The organism is Mameliella sp. MMSF_3455, from assembly GCF_030733205.1.
In the GTDB taxonomy this organism is placed as follows: domain Bacteria; phylum Pseudomonadota; class Alphaproteobacteria; order Rhodobacterales; family Rhodobacteraceae; genus Antarctobacter.
Map to the genome: position 1 here is coordinate 13096 of NZ_JASHJL010000041.1, position 14645 is coordinate 27740.

Sequence of the window (14645 nt, forward strand, 5' to 3'; positions counted from 1 at the left end):
CTCACAATCCGGCCCTTTCCAGCGTGGCGCGCTCTGCCCGGTTCAGCCGCTCCAGCGCCTCGTCCGGACAATCGGCGCGCCGCCATATGGCAAGGCAGGACTCGGGCGACCAGGGCAGGACGGCCCCGGCCATCCAGCGCCGCAGCGGTGCCGGCAGGCCATCGTAGACGCGCATCGGGTCGCGCTTGCGGCGGCGCGGCGTGATCGCCACGGCGCCGCGGTTTCCGTTGCGGCGGCCTGCCATCAGGCCACCTCTCGCGCGTCCCGCCAGCGGGGGAACGGGTCCGGCCGTTCGGCGCCTGTCACCTCGGGCACAAGGCAGGCCTCCAGCCGCGCCTTCAGGTCGGCCCAGTCGATACCCGCACCGATAAAGACCAGTTCCTGCCGCCGGTCGCCAAAGGGTTCGGCCCAATGGGCAAGAAAATATTCCTGCGCCCGCGCATCCTTGGGCCAGTTCTCCTTCGGCACCGTCGCCCACCACTTGCCCAGCGGCTTGACGCTCGACAAGGCCCCGGCCAGCGAGAACTCGGCCACCCAGTCGGGCCGCGTCGACAGCCAGAAATGCCCCTTGGCGCGGATCACGCCGGGCAGGTTCCCGTTCAGCAGCGCGTGGATGCGCTCGGGATCGAACGGCTCGCGCGCCCGGAAAACATGGCTGGTGATGCCGTATTCCTCGGTCTCGGGAACGTGATCGGCAAATCCGTACAACTCCTTTGCCCAGGCGGCATGTTCATGCGCCTTGTCGAAATCGAACAGCCCGGTTTCCAGGATCTCCTCGGTCGCCACCTCGCCGTGATCCGTGCACAGGATGCGCGCGTCCGCGTTCAGGCTGCGGATGATCTTTTGCGCCGCGTCCACCTTGACCGCGCCAGCATCGCTGACCTTGTTCAGCACGATCACATCGGCGAACTCGATCTGGTCGGTCAACAGGTCGACCAGGGTGCGCTCGTCTTCCTCGCCCAGGCTTTCGCCGCGGTCCGCCAGGAAATCATGGCTGGAAAAGTCTTCCAGCAGGTTGCAGGCATCGACCACGGTCACCATCGTGTCCAGACGCGCGACATCCGACAGGCTCTGGCCCTCTTCGTCGCGGAAGGCAAAGCTCGCCGCCACCGGCAGCGGCTCGGCGATGCCGGTGGATTCTATCAGCAGCGTGTCAAAACGCCCCTCCTCCGCCAGCCGCCGCACCTCGACCAGAAGGTCCTCGCGCAGGGTGCAGCAGATACATCCGTTGGACATTTCCACCAGCGTCTCGTCGGTCTGGCTGAGGTTCGCGCCCCCCGCGCGCACCAGGTCGGCGTCGATGTTCACCTCGGACATGTCATTGACGATCACGGCAACGCGCCGCCCCTCGCGATTGTTCAGCACCCGGTTGAGCAGCGTCGTCTTGCCCGCCCCCAGGAATCCGGAAAGCACGGTGACGGGGATGCGGGGATCGGTCTCGGGCATGGTCAAGCTCCCTATTCGGCAAGAAACAGGTTGTTGTTATAGTATAACATAACAGCCACCACCAGCCCCAATCCCGACCGCGCAAAGAAAAACCGCGCTTCCCAGGGGGAAACGCGGTCAATCCGTTCAGCGACGGGGCAATGCCTTAGCGGCGGATGCCCAGGCGGCCGATCAGCGAGCGATACCGCTCTTCGTCCTTGCCCTTGAGGTAGTCCAGCAGCTTGCGGCGCTGAGCAACCATCATCAGAAGGCCACGACGCGAGTGGTTGTCCTTCTTGTGGGTCTTGAAGTGTTCGGTCAGGGTCGAGATACGCTTGGTCAGGATGGCCACCTGAACTTCGGGCGAACCGGTGTCGCCTTCCTTGGTGGCGTATTCCTTCATCAGGCGGGTCTTTTCTTCCGCAGTGATCGACATCGGGGTCTCCTTTCGGATCAAAGGGTTATGGCACAAGCCGGGATGTCGTCCAGCAAGGCCCGTGGAGAGGTCCGCCAAAGCGGATGCGCGCAGTTACGCGATTCCCGTCAGCTTGGCAAGCCCGCCCGCCTACATCCCAAGGTTCAGCGCGGCGGCGTCGCTTTCGCCCACCAGCACGATCGAGGACAGCGGCGGCGCCTCGGCGGTGGGCAGGCTGGCCAGCACCGTCCCGCCCAGGCGAATGTCGGTCGTGTCCGGGTCGTCCTCGCGGGCGGACACATCCAGTTCGGGTTCCGGTCCGCCGGCGCTGTCGTCATAGACGATCACCAGCTGATCTTCCGCGTCGTCGTAGTCCAGCCGGTCTGCCGCGGCAAGAACTGCCGTTTCGTCCTCAGACGTCCCGGTCAGAACCTCCGCTGCCTCAACCCGGAAGGCATCCAGCCGCAACGCACCCGCCCCCGGCCCGGCCTCCTCGACCGCGTCCAGCCCGGGCAGGTTGATCAGCCCCATGCGCGCAAACAGCGACCGCCCGTCCTCAAGCGAAGCCTCCCCAGGCGCGCCCTCCTCGGTCCCGATCCCCTGCGGAAAGAACTGGAACACCCCCAGAGAGACCGGGGACAGAGGCGAGGTCGGCATATCATCGTCACCGTCCTCTCCCCCGTCGGCAAGCGCCTCGTCCGGGTCGTCGCCGATACTGACGATCGCCACCGATCCAAGCGCCATCAGCCCCATGAGCCCCGCCAGTAGATACATCGCTGCAGCCCCGTTTTCCGCTTTTCCGGCGCAAACAGGCCCATCATGCCGCCCCGGTTCAGGCAGCGACTATGGCACCACGGAGTAAAACAAGGCTTACTCGGTCTCTTCGATCCGGATTTCCTCGATCAGTGCAGAGGCAAGATCGCCAAGGATCGGAATGAACTCGATCTGGCTCAGCAACAGGACCACGACGGACACCAGCGCCGTCGCCCCCAGCGCCGTGCCCAGACCCAGCATCATGCCCCTCAGGAACTGAAAGGCCATCAGCCGCGCCAGGTTGTTGTGGACACGGACAAAGCGGTGCTGGTTGAGGCGCGTGACCTCGTCGGCCAGGCGCGCCACTTCCTGCCGCAGGGCGTCGGTCTCTGTTTCAGGCGGCATAGCGCATCTCCATCGGCCAGGGTTCGGGGTGGACCGCGTAGGACACATAAAGCGGGTGGCGCGGGTGACCCGCCTTTGTCAGGCCCAGGTGCCGAACGTCGCCCCGCAGCATCGGCGCCGCCCGTGGCCCGGCCCCCTGCAGGGCGCCGTGCACGCCCCAGGCGGCCAGCGTCAGGTCTGCCGCGCCCGACCACTCCCGCAACAACGCGGCGTTCTCCGGCCCTTCCGGATCCTCGGCGCGGCGCAGGTCCTGGGGCCGGGTTGCGCGAAACGCAAAGAGGTTGGCAATCCGCATCGCCCCGTAGCCCAGCGCCTTCGTCCGCCGCTGGCAGCGCTCGATGGTCGGGTCGTTGGCCAGTTCGCTGGCGGTCGAGGGGTTGAGCATCACGAACAGCACCTCGCCCGCGCCCGCATCCCAGACCCGGCGCAGCCCGTAACGATAGCGCTCACAAGGCGAATACCACGCCGTGCTGTGCTCTCCATCCTTTTCCGCGTGCCTTTCGATCATGGGCGCAAGCTGCCCCGCCCACGCCGGGGGTTCAAGGGCGATTGACATTCCGCCCGCCCTGCGGCCCCCTGCCGCCACAGTCACGGAGCACCCCATGAACATCCAGATGATCGAGGCCGCCGCCACCCGCGCCCGCGGCATCACCCGCCGCACGCCGCTGTTGTCCTCGCCGGCGCTGGACGCCATCGCCGGGCGCCGCGTTCTGGTCAAGCCCGAGTGCCTGCAACACACCGGCAGTTTCAAGTTCCGCGGCGCCTGGTCGGCCCTGACCGCCCTGCCGGAGGACCAGCGCGCCAAGGGGGTCATCGCCTTTTCCTCGGGCAACCACGCGCAGGGGGTGGCGCTGGCCGCGCAAAAGCTGGGGGTGCCCGCGGTGATCCTGATGCCCTCGGACGCGCCCGCCGCCAAGATCGAGGGCACCCGCAGCTACGCCGCCGAGGTCGTGCTCTACGACCGCTCAACCGAAAGCCGCGAAGAGATCGGCGCCACGATTGCCGCCGACCGCGGGCTGACGCTGGTCAGGCCCTACGACGAACCGCAAGTCATCGCCGGCCAGGGCACCTGCGGGCTGGAGATCGCGGAACAGGCCGCCGAGGCGGGCGTGACAGAGGCGGACGTGCTGGTCTGTTGCGGCGGTGGCGGCCTGACCGCCGGGATCGCCCTCGCGCTGGAGGGCCGCGCGCCCGGCCTGCGCGCGCGCCCTGCCGAGCCCGAGGGCTACGATGACACCGCCCGCTCGCTGCACTCCGGCAGTCGCCAGCGCAACGCGCAAGAGGCCGGCGGGCTTTGCGACGCGATCCTGACCCCGATGCCCGGAGAGCTGACCTTTCCGATCAACGCCCGCCTTTGCGGCCCCGGCGTGGTGGTGACGGATCAGGAGGTGCTGCGCGCCATGTCCCTGGCCCTGCGCCACCTGAAGCTGGTTGCCGAACCGGGCGGCGCCGTGGCCCTGGCGGCGGCGCTCTTTCACGGCGACGAACTGGCGGGCGACGCGGTGATCTGCACGATTTCCGGCGGCAACCTGGACCCGGCCACGCTGGCCCGCGCGCTTGCGGTCTAGACACGCCGGGAGGTCCGGAAATCCCCCGCTCCCGACGCTGCGTCAACCTGATATACTGCAGGCCAGACACGCCCTCCTGGGAGAGACCCATGTTCCGCCGCCTGATCCCTGCCGCCGCTCTCCTGCTTGCCACGCCGCTGGCCGCGCAGCAGGATCGCCTGCTTGGCTTCGACCTCGACAGCTTTGGCAAGACCGTCCTGTCGCGCAAACAGTTCGGCAGCGACGTCATCCCCGAGGCCGCCTACGGCGCTTACAACAACGAGTTCATCTCAACTTATTCCAGCCAGTCGGTCTTTGCCCGCATCGGGCGCTCCGTCGGGCGGCTGGACGTGGCGACGGACAAGGGCGTTTTTCCCTGCACCGCCTTTCTTGTCGGTGACGACATCCTGATGACCAACCACCACTGCGTGCCCGGCATCCTCGACGACAGCCGGGCCGAGGCGAAATCGATCGTCGGCGTGCGCTTCGTCATGGGCTACACGCAGGAGGGCGTGACCGAGGGCACAAGTTCCTTCCTCGTAGATCCGGTTCCGGTCGAGACCTCGAAACCGCTGGACTATACCCTGCTGCGCATCCTGGGCGACACGCCGGGGCGCGATTTCGGCACGCTGGAACTGGCCGCCGTCACGCCACAGGACAACGATCCCTACTGGATCATCGGCCACCCGATGGGAGAGGCGCAGCGCATCAGCCGCGAGAAATGCCGCGCCAATGCGCCCGCGCTGTCCGACAACAAGCTGCTGCACACCTGCGATACCATGCCGGGCAACTCCGGCTCTCCGGTGATCGACGCAGGCAGCCGGCAGGTGGTCGGACTGCACCACGCCGGGTCGGCCAACAACAGCGTCAACTACGCCATCCCGATGGCGGCGATCCTTGCCGCCTCGAACCTGCTAACCCCTGCCAAGCGGTCAGCCGAACCCGACAATGCCGAGGGCCGCGCCCTGGCCCGCCTGTCCGACGCGCTGATGATCGACGACGACGACACCCGCCGCATCGCGCTGGAAACGCTGGTCTCCGAGGCGCCTGGCACCTCCGCCGCCCGCACCGCCGCCCGTTTGTTGGCGGCGCTGCAACCGGCCCCGCCGCCCGCGCCGACGCTGGAGGAACGCATGGCCGAAAACGCCGATGTGCAGGCCTGCGACCGGCTCGCCGGTGACCGCTTCCACCCCGACCGCGCGGCCGGGCTGATGCGCAGCGACGGCACGGTCTTCGAGGCCATCGACGCCAACGCCGCCATCGCGGCCTGCCAGGCGGCACTGGACAGCTTTCCCGGCCACCCCCGCATGACCGCCTTCCTGGCCGAGGCCTTCAGCGCGGCGGAACGCTATGACGAGGCCTTTGCCGCCTACGAGGATGCCGCCCGGACCGGCGATGCCATCGGTCAGGCCGGCCTTGGCGTTGCCTATCTCTGGGGGCTTGGCACCGATAAGGACGTTTCCAAGGCCCGAGAGATGTTCGAGAAATCCGCAGACCAGGGCCACCCCATCGCCAAGACCGGGCTGGGCGTGATCTATCAGCACGGCCAGGGCGTCCCCGCCGATCCCGCCCGCGCCCTGACGCTCTATCGCGAGGGGGCAGAGGCCGGGTACCACGGCGCGCAGGACCAGTTGGGAGACCTCTACCTGGCCGGAACCATCGTCGCGCAGTCAGACCAAACCGCCGCCTACTGGTTCGCCAAGGCCGCGGACCAGGGCAATGCCGCGGCGCAGTTCAACCTCGCGCTCCTGTACGAAAAGGGTCGTGGCGTCGACAAGTCCATGACAACCGCGGCCCGCTGGCACACCGCCGCCGCCGAACAGGGGCACGCCGAGGCACAACAGGCGCTCGGCACGCTCTACCTCAGCGGCACCGGCGTCCCGGCATCCGATGCCAAGGCGGTCGAATGGCATCGCAAGGCGGCGGCGCAGGGCAATGCGCTTTCGCTCGCCAGCCTTGCCTGGATCACCGAGCAGGGGCGCGGCGTCCCTGCCGACCCGGCAGAGGCGGCGCGGCTCTACATAGAGACCCTGCGCGCAGGCAACGACTGGCCCGTGACCCGTGACAGCGCCGACTGGCCGCGCGACACCGCCCGCGCCCTGCAAGCGGCGCTGGCCCGCGCGGGGGTCTACGAGGGCGCCACCGACGGCCGCATCGGCCCGCGCTCACGCGAGGCGATGCGCTCGCTCCTGCCCTGACGCCCGGCACAGCCCGCCTTGCCCCCCTGTCCTTCCCCCGCGTACGAAGGTGCGAGAACGCGAAACAGGACCCAAATCCGATGATCCGATCCTTGCTCACCGCCCTGGCGGCAACCTGTCTTCTGGCCGGCCCCGCCGCGTCCCAATACGAAAACATCTTTCCAACCGAAAGCTTCGGGAACATCGTCCTGCCCCTACCGCTCTGGGCGCAGCGCGATCAGGGCGATCATGGCGAAGGGTACCAGCCTTTCGGAATGTCCGAAGTCGACCGGGTCGCGCGTTACGGCAAGACCTCAACGCTCGCGCAGGCCGGGCGCCCGGTCGGTCGACTGGATGTCAGCACCGGTACCGGCGTCCTGTCCTGCACGGGGTTTCTCGTCACCGCGGATCTGCTGCTGACCACCGCGAACTGCGCCAAAGGCACCCCTCGCCGGAGCGGCAAGAACACAGAGGTCGAGGCCATCCGTTTCACCCTTGGCTACCTGGACGAAACAGACCCCGAAAGCGCCGAAGCCTTCGAGGTCGATACAGCCCCGGTCGAAATCGACGAGGCCCTGAATTATGCGGTTCTCAGGGTCACGTCGGGCCAGCCCGGAGAGCGCTATGGGACCCTTGCGCTTGACCCCACAGCCCCGGGTGAGCAACAGTTCCTCCGGCTCTTCGGGCATCCTTTCGGGTATTCCCAGCATGTCGCCCGCACGGACTGTTGGACAGCCACCCCTGCGCTGCTGGACGGGAATCTGCGGCACACCTGCGATACCCTGCCCGGAAACCAGGGCTCGCCGCTTGTAGGCGCTTTCGAAAACCGGGTGATCGGCCTGCAGCTCAGCGGGTTCAGTAAGAGCATCGAACACGCGATCCCGATAGGCCGCATCCTCGAAAGTTCCAGCGTTCTCAAGCCTGCGGATCAGGACTGATACCGGTCAGTCCAGCCGCCGCGCCTCGTCCTGTAACATCACCGGGATGCCGTCGCGGATCGGATAGGCCAGCCCGGCAGCCGTGCTGACCAGTTCCTGCCGGTCCACGTCATAGCGCAGGCCCGTCTGCGTCACCGGGCAGATCAGCGCTTCCAGCATTCGCCGGTCGAATTCAACGCTCATTGGATCAGATCCTCCTCGCCGCCGCGCAGCGCATATTCGATCAATGTCACCAGCGTCTCGCGCCGCGTGCTCAGCGAGGGCGCCTCCAGGAGCGCCTGCTTGTCCTCTGGGTTGAAGTCCAGCAGCATCGACAGCGAGTTCACCAGCAATTCGTCATCCGCCTGCTGCAGCGTGTCCCAGTCGGCCGACAGATCCTTGGCCGCAAAGTAGCGGTCCAGCAGGTCCAGGAAACGCACCCGTTCGAAACGCTGGTCGGTCTCGGTGCCTTGCTGGTCGCGCTCGAACCCGTCCCAGTTGACCTCGCAACAGCGGTAGGGCGTGAACCCCTGGACCTCATGCGTGATGCGAAAGCGCGAGATACCGGTCAGCGTGATCATGTAACGCCCGTCCTCGGTTTCCGAGAACTGCGTCACGCGTCCGGCACAGCCGATGCGGTGCAGGCCCCGCTCCTCGCGGCCAGGAACCTGGTGCGGTTGGATCATGCCGATCAGCCGGGTTTCCGTCTTCAGGCAGTCGTCAAGCATCGCGAGATAGCGCGGCTCGAAGATGTGAAGCGGCAGGCGCGCCCGCGGTAGCAGGAGCGCGCCCGGCAGGGGAAAAACCGGGATCTTCCCCGGCAGGTCTTTGAGCCGTGTCATGCTCGACAAGGTAGACTGCGCGACCGGTCAGGCAAATATCATCGAACTCAATTTGCGACGCCCGTTCAGCGCCACCGGATCGTTGGGCTTCAGCGCCTCGAAAATGGTGAAAAGCTGAGCCTTGGCAGCGCCATCGTTCCACTCGCGGTCGCGGCGGAAGATCTCCAGCAGCTGGTCCACCGCACCGGCGGCATCGCCGTTGGCATACATCGCCTGCGCCAGGTCAAAACGCGCCTGCTTGTCCTCGGGGTCGGCCTCGACCTTGGCGGTCAGCTCGGCCACCGGGCCCGCGTCCGCCGCCTGTTTCGCCAGTTCCAGCGCGGCATGGGCCGCTTCCAGTTCCGGCGCCTTGGAAATCTCCACCGGGGCGCCGTTCAGGATCGCCTCGGCCTGGTCCAGATCATCCATCGCGATATGCGCCCGCACCATGCCGGCATAGGCCGCCGCGTTGGCCGGGTCTTCTTCGAGGATGGCGGCAAAGGTCTGGGCCGCGTCCACCGCGGCGCCCTGGTCCAGCATCTCTTCGGCTGCGGCCACGGCGTCATCCAGACCACCCGACGCATCGCCGCCCGCCGCCTGCACGACCCGGTCGACAAAGGCCTTGAGCTCGGATTGCGGCAACGCGCCCTGGAACCCGTCCAGCGGCTGGCCCTTGAAAAAGGCATAGACCGTCGGGATCGACTGGATGCGCAACTGCCCGGCGATCTGCTGGGCCTCGTCGACGTTGACCTTGACCATCTTGACGGCGCCCTTGGCCGCCTTGACCGCGTCCTCGAGCATCGGGCCAAGCGTCTTGCAGGGGCCGCACCAGGGCGCCCAGAAATCGACGATGACGGGAACCTCTGCAGAGCCGTCCACGACTTCCGCCATGAACTCCGCTTCGGAGATGTCTTTGATCAGGTTGTCCGCAGCCGGTTGGCCGCCGCCCAGTTCCAGCATGTCGCCCTCACGCGGTTTAATATGTTCAGTGGCGTAGATGGCGTAGCGTGGCCCGGGATGCAAGGGCGACGGCCCGGTTCATCCGGTTTGGCCGCCGCCAGCGCGTTTTGTACGTTTTGCTGATTTCGACGTACAAAACGTACGTTTTGTACAAAAGCTACAGGTCGAAACTGGCAAAGACCGGCGCGTGGTCGGACGGCTTTTCCCAACCGCGCGCATCGCGCAGGATGCGGCTGCCGTGCGCTGCATTGACGATGTCCGGCGTTGCCCAGACATGGTCCAGCCGGCGCCCCTTGTCGGCAGCATCCCAGTCCTTCGCGCGGTAGGACCACCAGCTGTAGAGCTTGCCCACGGGCAAGTCCTTGCGGGTCACATCCACCCACCCCCCTGCATCTTGTGCCTCGCCCAGCGCCTCGACCTCGACCGGCGTGTGCGAGATCACCTTGAGCATCTTCTTGTGATCCCAGACGTCATCCTCCAGCGGGGCGATGTTCAGATCGCCCACGAGGATCGCCTTCTGCGGTTTCTCGGCGGCGAACCAGTCGCGCATCTCCGCGACGTAATCCAGTTTCTGCCCGAATTTCACATTCTTTTCGCGGTCCGGCACATCACCGCCAGCCGGAACGTAAAAATTGTGGATCGTCAGACCGTTATCCATGCGGGCTGCGACGTGGCGCGCATGCCCGAGGTTCGCGAAATCCCTGTCGCCCGCATCCTCGATGGGCAGTTTCGACAGGATCGCCACACCGTTGTAGCCCTTCTCACCCCGCGCAACCATGTGTGTATACCCCAGCGCGGCAAAGCTCTCGTGCGGGATTTTGGCGACGGGAGACTTGCATTCCTGCAGGCACAGCACGTCCGGCGCCTCCTCGGTCAAGAGCTTCTCGACCAGCCCCGCCCGCAGCCGGACCGAGTTGATGTTCCAGGTGGCAAGGGTAAAGGGCATAGGCGACTCCGGGTTTCAGGCCCGGCGAGACTGCCAAGCCGGGGCGGCCTGCGCAACCACGTTTCACCGGGTGGGGATCTCAGGAATAAACTATTTAATATCAATCAGATGATCTCATCCTCGTCGAACAAAGGCGGCGCCTCGAGATCGGCGTCGAACCGTTCCGCCGCGGCTTCGGCCTTTTCCGGCTCCAGAGGTTCGGCGATATGGAACAGGGCATCGCCTTCGTTCACCACGGGCAGGTCGGACCGCCCCACAAGGATGCCGGTCACATCCGCGACCACCTCGGCTTCGCGCTCTCCGAACGGGTCGGACACGACCCCCAGCACCTGCCCGGCCTCGACGAAATCCCCGCGCCGTTTCAGCGTGCGCAACAGTCCCCCGGACGAGGCCCGCACCCAGGACGACCGCTCGCAGATCACCGAGCCGACCCGCGCGCGCGGCACACCGCGCCCCGCGATCATGCCCAGCCGCGCCATCACCCGCAGGATTCCGGAAACCCCGGCGCGGGCCGCGTGTTCGTCGAACCGCAGCCCCTCGCCCGCCTCGTACAGCAGCACATCGACACCGGCGTTCTGCGCCACCAACCGCAGCGATCCCTCGCGGGTCCTGGACATCATCGTCACCGGCGCCGCAAAGGCCGCCCCCAGTTCGCGAAGACGCGCATTCCCAGCGGTCAAACGGATCTGGGGCAGGTTGGTGCGGCCCACGGCAGCGGAATGCAGGTCGATGCCCACGTCACAGCGGCTCACGATCTCGGTCAGGAACAGATGCGCAAGACGCGCCGCCAGCGACCCTTGCGGAGAGCCGGGAAAGCTGCGGTTCAGGTCGCGCCTGTCAGGCAAGTACCTGGAGCGGTTGATAAACCCGAAGGAGTTGACGATCGGCACCGCCACCAGCGTCCCCGAAAGCCTGGCAACCGGCGCGGCACGCAAAAGGCGCCGCACGATCTCGACCCCGATGACCTCATCGCCGTGGATGGCCGCCGAAACGAACATGACCGGACCAGGCCGTTTGCCATGCACCACATGGGCCGACAGCGTCACCGGCGTATGGTCGGACAAGACGGACACAGGCAGATCCACCGTCCGCCGCGTGCCGGGGGCAACCCTCTGGTCGCCAAGAATGAACGGGTCCCGCATGGTCAGGCCTCCTGTTCCACTCCGATTAGGCCGCGGCGGCGCGGCGCGCAAGCGCGGGCTTTCAATGAAATCGGGCGCCCCGTGTGGGACGCCCGCCAGACTGTCGATTCCGGATGCGGTTTACGCCGGCATCTTGGTCGTGCGCAGGTAAGGCAGCACGGCGTTGACTTCGCCGAACTTTTCCTTGGCCTGCTCGTCGTTCAGCGACAGAGCCACGATCACGTCCTGACCGACGCTCCAGTTGGCCGGGGTGGCAATCGGGGTCTCATAGGTCGCCTGCAGGGCGTCCAGCGCGCGCAGCACTTCGGCAAAGTTGCGGCCCACCGACATCGGGTAGGTCATCATCAGCTGCACTTTCTTGTTCGGCGCAATGATGAAGACCGAGCGCACCGAGGCGCTGTCAGCAGCGGTGCGTCCGTCGGGCAGGTAGGCGTCGGCGGGCAGCATGTCCAGCGCCTTGGACACGGCCAGATCCTCGTCGGCGATGATCGGGAAACCGGCGGACGCACCAGAGGTCTTCTCGATGTCGCCTTTCCACTGCTTGTGCTCTTCGACACCATCGACGGAGATACCCATCACCTTGGTTCCGCGCTTTTCCCACTCGGCCGCCAGCTGTGCCACGGCGCCGAATTCGGTGGTGCAGACGGGGGTGAAATCCTTGGGGTGCGAAAACAGGATCGCCCAGCTGTCGCCGATCCAGTCGTGCAGGGTCACCTCGCCGAGGTCGGTGGTCACGGTGAGGTTGGGAAGCTCGTCGTTGATGCGCAGGGCCATAATCAGATGTCCTTTCCTGTCCGAAATGCTCGGGTTTGACTATGTCTGTTTAGATACATTCTAAAATCCGGATGTAAAGCCCCGTCTTGCGCCTCTGCGGAGGGGGTGACAGAGTGCCGCAAAACTGGCGCCCGACCGCTTCGGACCCCTTCCGGAACGGCGGGCGTCTGTCTGTCTACGCAGGAGTTAAGACATGATCGAGAAACGTCAGTTCTATATCAACGGCGCCTGGGTCGAACCACTGGCGGGCACCGCTCACGACGTGATTGACCCGTCGACCGAAGACCCCTGCGCGGTGATCTCGCTGGGCGGCGAAGCGGACACCAATGCCGCCGTCGCGGCCGCAAAGGCCGCCCTGCCCGGCTGGATGGCCACGCCCGTCGAAGAGCGCATTGCGGCGCTTGAAAGGGTCTACGCCGCCTACAAGGCGCGGACAGAGGACCTTGGCACGGCGATCAGCATGGAAATGGGGGCCCCCATCGACATGGCCAAGACACAGCAGGCCGGCGCAGGTATCCGCCACCTCAAGACCTTCATCCAGGCCGCCAAGGAGTTCCCTTGGGAACGTCCGCTGGGCGACCACGCCCCGAACGACCGCATCATCCATGAGGCGGTGGGCGTCTGCGCGCTGATCACGCCGTGGAACTGGCCGATGAACCAGATCACGCTCAAGGTGGGTGCGGCGCTGGTGGCGGGCAACACGATGGTTCTGAAACCCTCCGAGGAAAGCCCGCTGGACGCGATGATCTTTGCCGAGATCATGGATGCCGCCGACCTGCCGCCGGGCGTGTTCAACCTGGTCAACGGTGACGGCGCCGGCGTCGGTTCGCAACTGTCCAGCCATCCGGACATCGACATGGTCAGCTTTACCGGTTCGGCCCGTGCCGGGCGGTTGATCTCGATCGCCGCGGCAGAGACGCTGAAACGCGTGCACCTCGAGCTTGGCGGCAAGGGCGCGAACCTCATCTTTGCCGACGCGGACGAAAAGGCGGTCAAGCGCGGCGTGCTGCACATGATGAACAACACCGGCCAAAGTTGTAATGCGCCCAGCCGGATGCTGGTCGAGGCGTCGGTCTATGATCGCGTGGTCGAAGAGGCCGCCGCCGTCGCCTCGAAGATCACCGTGGGTCCGGCGTCCGAGGAAGGGCGTCACATCGGGCCGGTCGTGAACGCCACCCAATGGGAAAAGATCCAGGGCCTGATCGAGAAGGGCATCGAAGAAGGCGCCCGGCTGGTCGCAGGCGGTCCAGGCCGCCCCGAGGGGTTCAACAAGGGCTATTACGTCCGCCCCACGGTCTTTGCCGACGTGACCAACGACATGACCATCGCGCAGGAAGAGATCTTTGGTCCGGTGCTGTCGATCCTGAAATTCGAGGATGAAGCGGAGGCGGTGAAGATCGCCAACGATACGGACTACGGATTGACCAATTACGTACAGAGCCAGGACGGCGCGCGGCGGGCGCGAATGGCCCGCGCCCTGCGCTCTGGCATGGTCGAGATGAACGGCGAAAGCCGCGGCGCAGGCGCCCCCTTTGGCGGCATGAAGATGTCCGGCAATGGCCGCGAGGGCGGCAGCTGGGGCATCCATGACTTCGTCGAGATCAAGGCCGTGTCCGGCTGGGCGGCTGAGTGATCTTCGCAGGCCGGGGGCTCTGCCCCCGGCGCTTCACGCCTTCGCCTAGGCGTTCTTTCCGATCAAGAACGCGGCGACGTCAGAACGGCGCCGGTGCCCGGAATTTCATACCCTTGCCGCTTTCGGGATGATTCACGCGCAGTTCTTCTGCGTGCAGCATCATGCGCGGGTAATGATCCGCCGTCTCCGGTGCATACAGCGTGTCGCCCAGGATTGGATGGCCCAGCGCCAGGGTGTGCACTCGTAGCTGGTGGCTGCGCCCCGTGTGCGGAAAGAGGCGCACGCGGGTCTCACCCTCACCGATCTTGAGCACCTTCCAGCCGGTCAGCGCGGGTTTGCCCGTTTCGTGACAGACCTTTTGCCGGGGCCGGTTGGGCCAGTCGACGATCAGCGGCAGATCGATTTCGCCGGTCGCGGGCTCCAATTTGCCGTGCAGGCGGGCCAGATAGGTCTTTTTGGTCTTGCGGGTTTCGAACTGGTTGCCAAGGTGGCGCTGTGCATGGGGCGTCAGGCCAAAGACCATGACACCCGAGGTGTCCCGGTCCAGCCGATGAACGAGGCGGACGGTCGGAAATGCCTTTTCCAGCCGGCTCAACAGGCAATCCTGCAAATCCTCGCCCTTGCCGGGAACCGACAGCAATCCTGCGGGCTTGTCGACGACAAGCAGGTCGGCGTCCTCGTAAAGGACGGGGATTTCGCCTGTGGGGGGGTCATAGTCTGATGCCATGCC

Annotated in this window: 17 protein-coding genes; 4 read left to right on the forward strand and 13 right to left on the reverse strand. The window is 66.1% G+C overall.

The genetic code is table 11. From position 1 onward, the window contains the following. Position 1: 1 nt before the first annotated feature. The 6 genes from RBB42_RS22220 to RBB42_RS22245 form a co-directional block, all read right to left on the reverse strand. Positions 2-244, reverse strand: a complete 243-nt coding sequence (locus RBB42_RS22220; RefSeq protein WP_305968748.1) for a DUF6525 family protein — start codon at positions 242-244, stop codon at positions 2-4. Further along, entirely contained in the window at positions 244-1446 is a 1203-nt protein-coding gene (locus RBB42_RS22225) for a GTP-binding protein (protein ID WP_305968747.1), read from the reverse strand. The genes RBB42_RS22220 and RBB42_RS22225 overlap by 1 nt, the downstream gene beginning before the upstream one ends. Positions 1447-1591: 145 nt before the next feature. Beyond that, positions 1592-1861 (reverse strand): 30S ribosomal protein S15, encoded by a 270-nt coding sequence (gene rpsO, locus RBB42_RS22230; RefSeq protein ID WP_305968746.1) that lies wholly within the window; start codon positions 1859-1861, stop codon positions 1592-1594. A 129-nt stretch (positions 1862-1990) separates the two neighbouring features. Next, on the reverse strand, positions 1991-2614 hold the full coding sequence (locus tag RBB42_RS22235; protein ID WP_305968745.1) for a hypothetical protein: 624 nt from the start codon (positions 2612-2614) through the stop codon (positions 1991-1993). 96 nt (positions 2615-2710) lie between these two features. After that, a complete protein-coding gene (locus RBB42_RS22240; protein ID WP_305968744.1) occupies positions 2711-2998 on the reverse strand; it encodes a DUF5665 domain-containing protein in 288 nt (95 codons plus the stop codon). Beyond that, positions 2988-3506, reverse strand: coding sequence for a DUF1643 domain-containing protein (locus RBB42_RS22245; RefSeq protein WP_305968743.1), 519 nt, complete (start codon positions 3504-3506; stop codon positions 2988-2990). The genes RBB42_RS22240 and RBB42_RS22245 overlap by 11 nt, the downstream gene beginning before the upstream one ends. 94 nt (positions 3507-3600) lie before the next feature. Between RBB42_RS22245 and RBB42_RS22250 the strand changes: the two genes are divergently transcribed. The 3 genes from RBB42_RS22250 to RBB42_RS22260 all read left to right on the forward strand — a co-directional run bounded on the left by RBB42_RS22250 (position 3601) and on the right by RBB42_RS22260 (position 7660). Further along, on the forward strand, positions 3601-4566 hold the full coding sequence (locus tag RBB42_RS22250; RefSeq protein ID WP_305968742.1) for a threonine ammonia-lyase: 966 nt from the start codon (positions 3601-3603) through the stop codon (positions 4564-4566). 89 nt (positions 4567-4655) lie between these two features. Next, positions 4656-6743 (forward strand): bifunctional trypsin-like peptidase domain-containing/SEL1-like repeat protein, encoded by a 2088-nt coding sequence (locus tag RBB42_RS22255; protein WP_305968741.1) that lies wholly within the window; start codon positions 4656-4658, stop codon positions 6741-6743. A gap of 80 nt (positions 6744-6823) precedes the next feature. Next, positions 6824-7660, forward strand: a complete 837-nt coding sequence (locus RBB42_RS22260; protein WP_305968740.1) for a trypsin-like serine peptidase — start codon at positions 6824-6826, stop codon at positions 7658-7660. A 6-nt stretch (positions 7661-7666) separates the two neighbouring features. On the opposite strand, the gene RBB42_RS22265 is transcribed toward RBB42_RS22260, so the two are convergent. From RBB42_RS22265 to RBB42_RS22290, 6 genes are all read right to left on the reverse strand, one after another. Then, complete coding sequence (locus tag RBB42_RS22265) at positions 7667-7843, reverse strand: Trm112 family protein (RefSeq protein WP_305968739.1); 177 nt, start codon at positions 7841-7843, stop codon at positions 7667-7669. Next, a complete protein-coding gene (locus tag RBB42_RS22270; protein ID WP_305968738.1) occupies positions 7840-8481 on the reverse strand; it encodes an LON peptidase substrate-binding domain-containing protein in 642 nt (213 codons plus the stop codon). The genes RBB42_RS22265 and RBB42_RS22270 overlap by 4 nt, the downstream gene beginning before the upstream one ends. A 27-nt stretch (positions 8482-8508) precedes the next feature. Then, on the reverse strand, positions 8509-9420 hold the full coding sequence (trxA, locus tag RBB42_RS22275) for a thioredoxin (protein WP_305968737.1): 912 nt from the start codon (positions 9418-9420) through the stop codon (positions 8509-8511). A 157-nt stretch (positions 9421-9577) separates the two neighbouring features. Then, positions 9578-10366, reverse strand: a complete 789-nt coding sequence (locus tag RBB42_RS22280) for an exodeoxyribonuclease III (RefSeq protein WP_305968736.1) — start codon at positions 10364-10366, stop codon at positions 9578-9580. Positions 10367-10470: 104 nt separating this feature from the next. Beyond that, positions 10471-11508, reverse strand: a complete 1038-nt coding sequence (locus RBB42_RS22285) for a succinylglutamate desuccinylase/aspartoacylase family protein (protein WP_305968735.1) — start codon at positions 11506-11508, stop codon at positions 10471-10473. Between the two features lie 120 nt (positions 11509-11628). Then, complete coding sequence (locus RBB42_RS22290) at positions 11629-12282, reverse strand: peroxiredoxin (protein WP_305968734.1); 654 nt, start codon at positions 12280-12282, stop codon at positions 11629-11631. A 193-nt stretch (positions 12283-12475) separates the two neighbouring features. Between RBB42_RS22290 and RBB42_RS22295 the strand changes: the two genes are divergently transcribed. Continuing rightward, positions 12476-13915, forward strand: a complete 1440-nt coding sequence (locus RBB42_RS22295) for an aldehyde dehydrogenase family protein (protein WP_305968733.1) — start codon at positions 12476-12478, stop codon at positions 13913-13915. Between the two features lie 79 nt (positions 13916-13994). Here the strand turns inward: RBB42_RS22295 and RBB42_RS22300 are convergent, their stop codons facing one another. After that, positions 13995-14642 carry an RluA family pseudouridine synthase gene (locus tag RBB42_RS22300; protein ID WP_305968732.1) on the reverse strand — a complete coding sequence of 216 codons (648 nt, stop codon included), beginning with the start codon at positions 14640-14642 and terminating at the stop codon, positions 13995-13997. Positions 14643-14645 lie beyond the last annotated feature (3 nt).

Coding starts and splice junctions, on each gene's coding strand:
- RBB42_RS22220 (WP_305968748.1), bottom strand. CDS start 244: ATGGCAGGCCGCCGCAACGGAAACCGCGGCGCCGTGGCGATCACGCCG.
- RBB42_RS22225 (WP_305968747.1), bottom strand. CDS start 1,446: ATGCCCGAGACCGATCCCCGCATCCCCGTCACCGTGCTTTCCGGATTC.
- rpsO (WP_305968746.1), bottom strand. CDS start 1,861: ATGTCGATCACTGCGGAAGAAAAGACCCGCCTGATGAAGGAATACGCC.
- RBB42_RS22235 (WP_305968745.1), bottom strand. CDS start 2,614: ATGTATCTACTGGCGGGGCTCATGGGGCTGATGGCGCTTGGATCGGTG.
- RBB42_RS22240 (WP_305968744.1), bottom strand. CDS start 2,998: ATGCCGCCTGAAACAGAGACCGACGCCCTGCGGCAGGAAGTGGCGCGC.
- RBB42_RS22245 (WP_305968743.1), bottom strand. CDS start 3,506: ATGATCGAAAGGCACGCGGAAAAGGATGGAGAGCACAGCACGGCGTGG.
- RBB42_RS22250 (WP_305968742.1), top strand. CDS start 3,601: ATGAACATCCAGATGATCGAGGCCGCCGCCACCCGCGCCCGCGGCATC.
- RBB42_RS22255 (WP_305968741.1), top strand. CDS start 4,656: ATGTTCCGCCGCCTGATCCCTGCCGCCGCTCTCCTGCTTGCCACGCCG.
- RBB42_RS22260 (WP_305968740.1), top strand. CDS start 6,824: ATGATCCGATCCTTGCTCACCGCCCTGGCGGCAACCTGTCTTCTGGCC.
- RBB42_RS22265 (WP_305968739.1), bottom strand. CDS start 7,843: ATGAGCGTTGAATTCGACCGGCGAATGCTGGAAGCGCTGATCTGCCCG.
- RBB42_RS22270 (WP_305968738.1), bottom strand. CDS start 8,481: ATGACACGGCTCAAAGACCTGCCGGGGAAGATCCCGGTTTTTCCCCTG.
- trxA (WP_305968737.1), bottom strand. CDS start 9,420: ATGCTGGAACTGGGCGGCGGCCAACCGGCTGCGGACAACCTGATCAAA.
- RBB42_RS22280 (WP_305968736.1), bottom strand. CDS start 10,366: ATGCCCTTTACCCTTGCCACCTGGAACATCAACTCGGTCCGGCTGCGG.
- RBB42_RS22285 (WP_305968735.1), bottom strand. CDS start 11,508: ATGCGGGACCCGTTCATTCTTGGCGACCAGAGGGTTGCCCCCGGCACG.
- RBB42_RS22290 (WP_305968734.1), bottom strand. CDS start 12,282: ATGGCCCTGCGCATCAACGACGAGCTTCCCAACCTCACCGTGACCACC.
- RBB42_RS22295 (WP_305968733.1), top strand. CDS start 12,476: ATGATCGAGAAACGTCAGTTCTATATCAACGGCGCCTGGGTCGAACCA.
- RBB42_RS22300 (WP_305968732.1), bottom strand. CDS start 14,642: ATGGCATCAGACTATGACCCCCCCACAGGCGAAATCCCCGTCCTTTAC.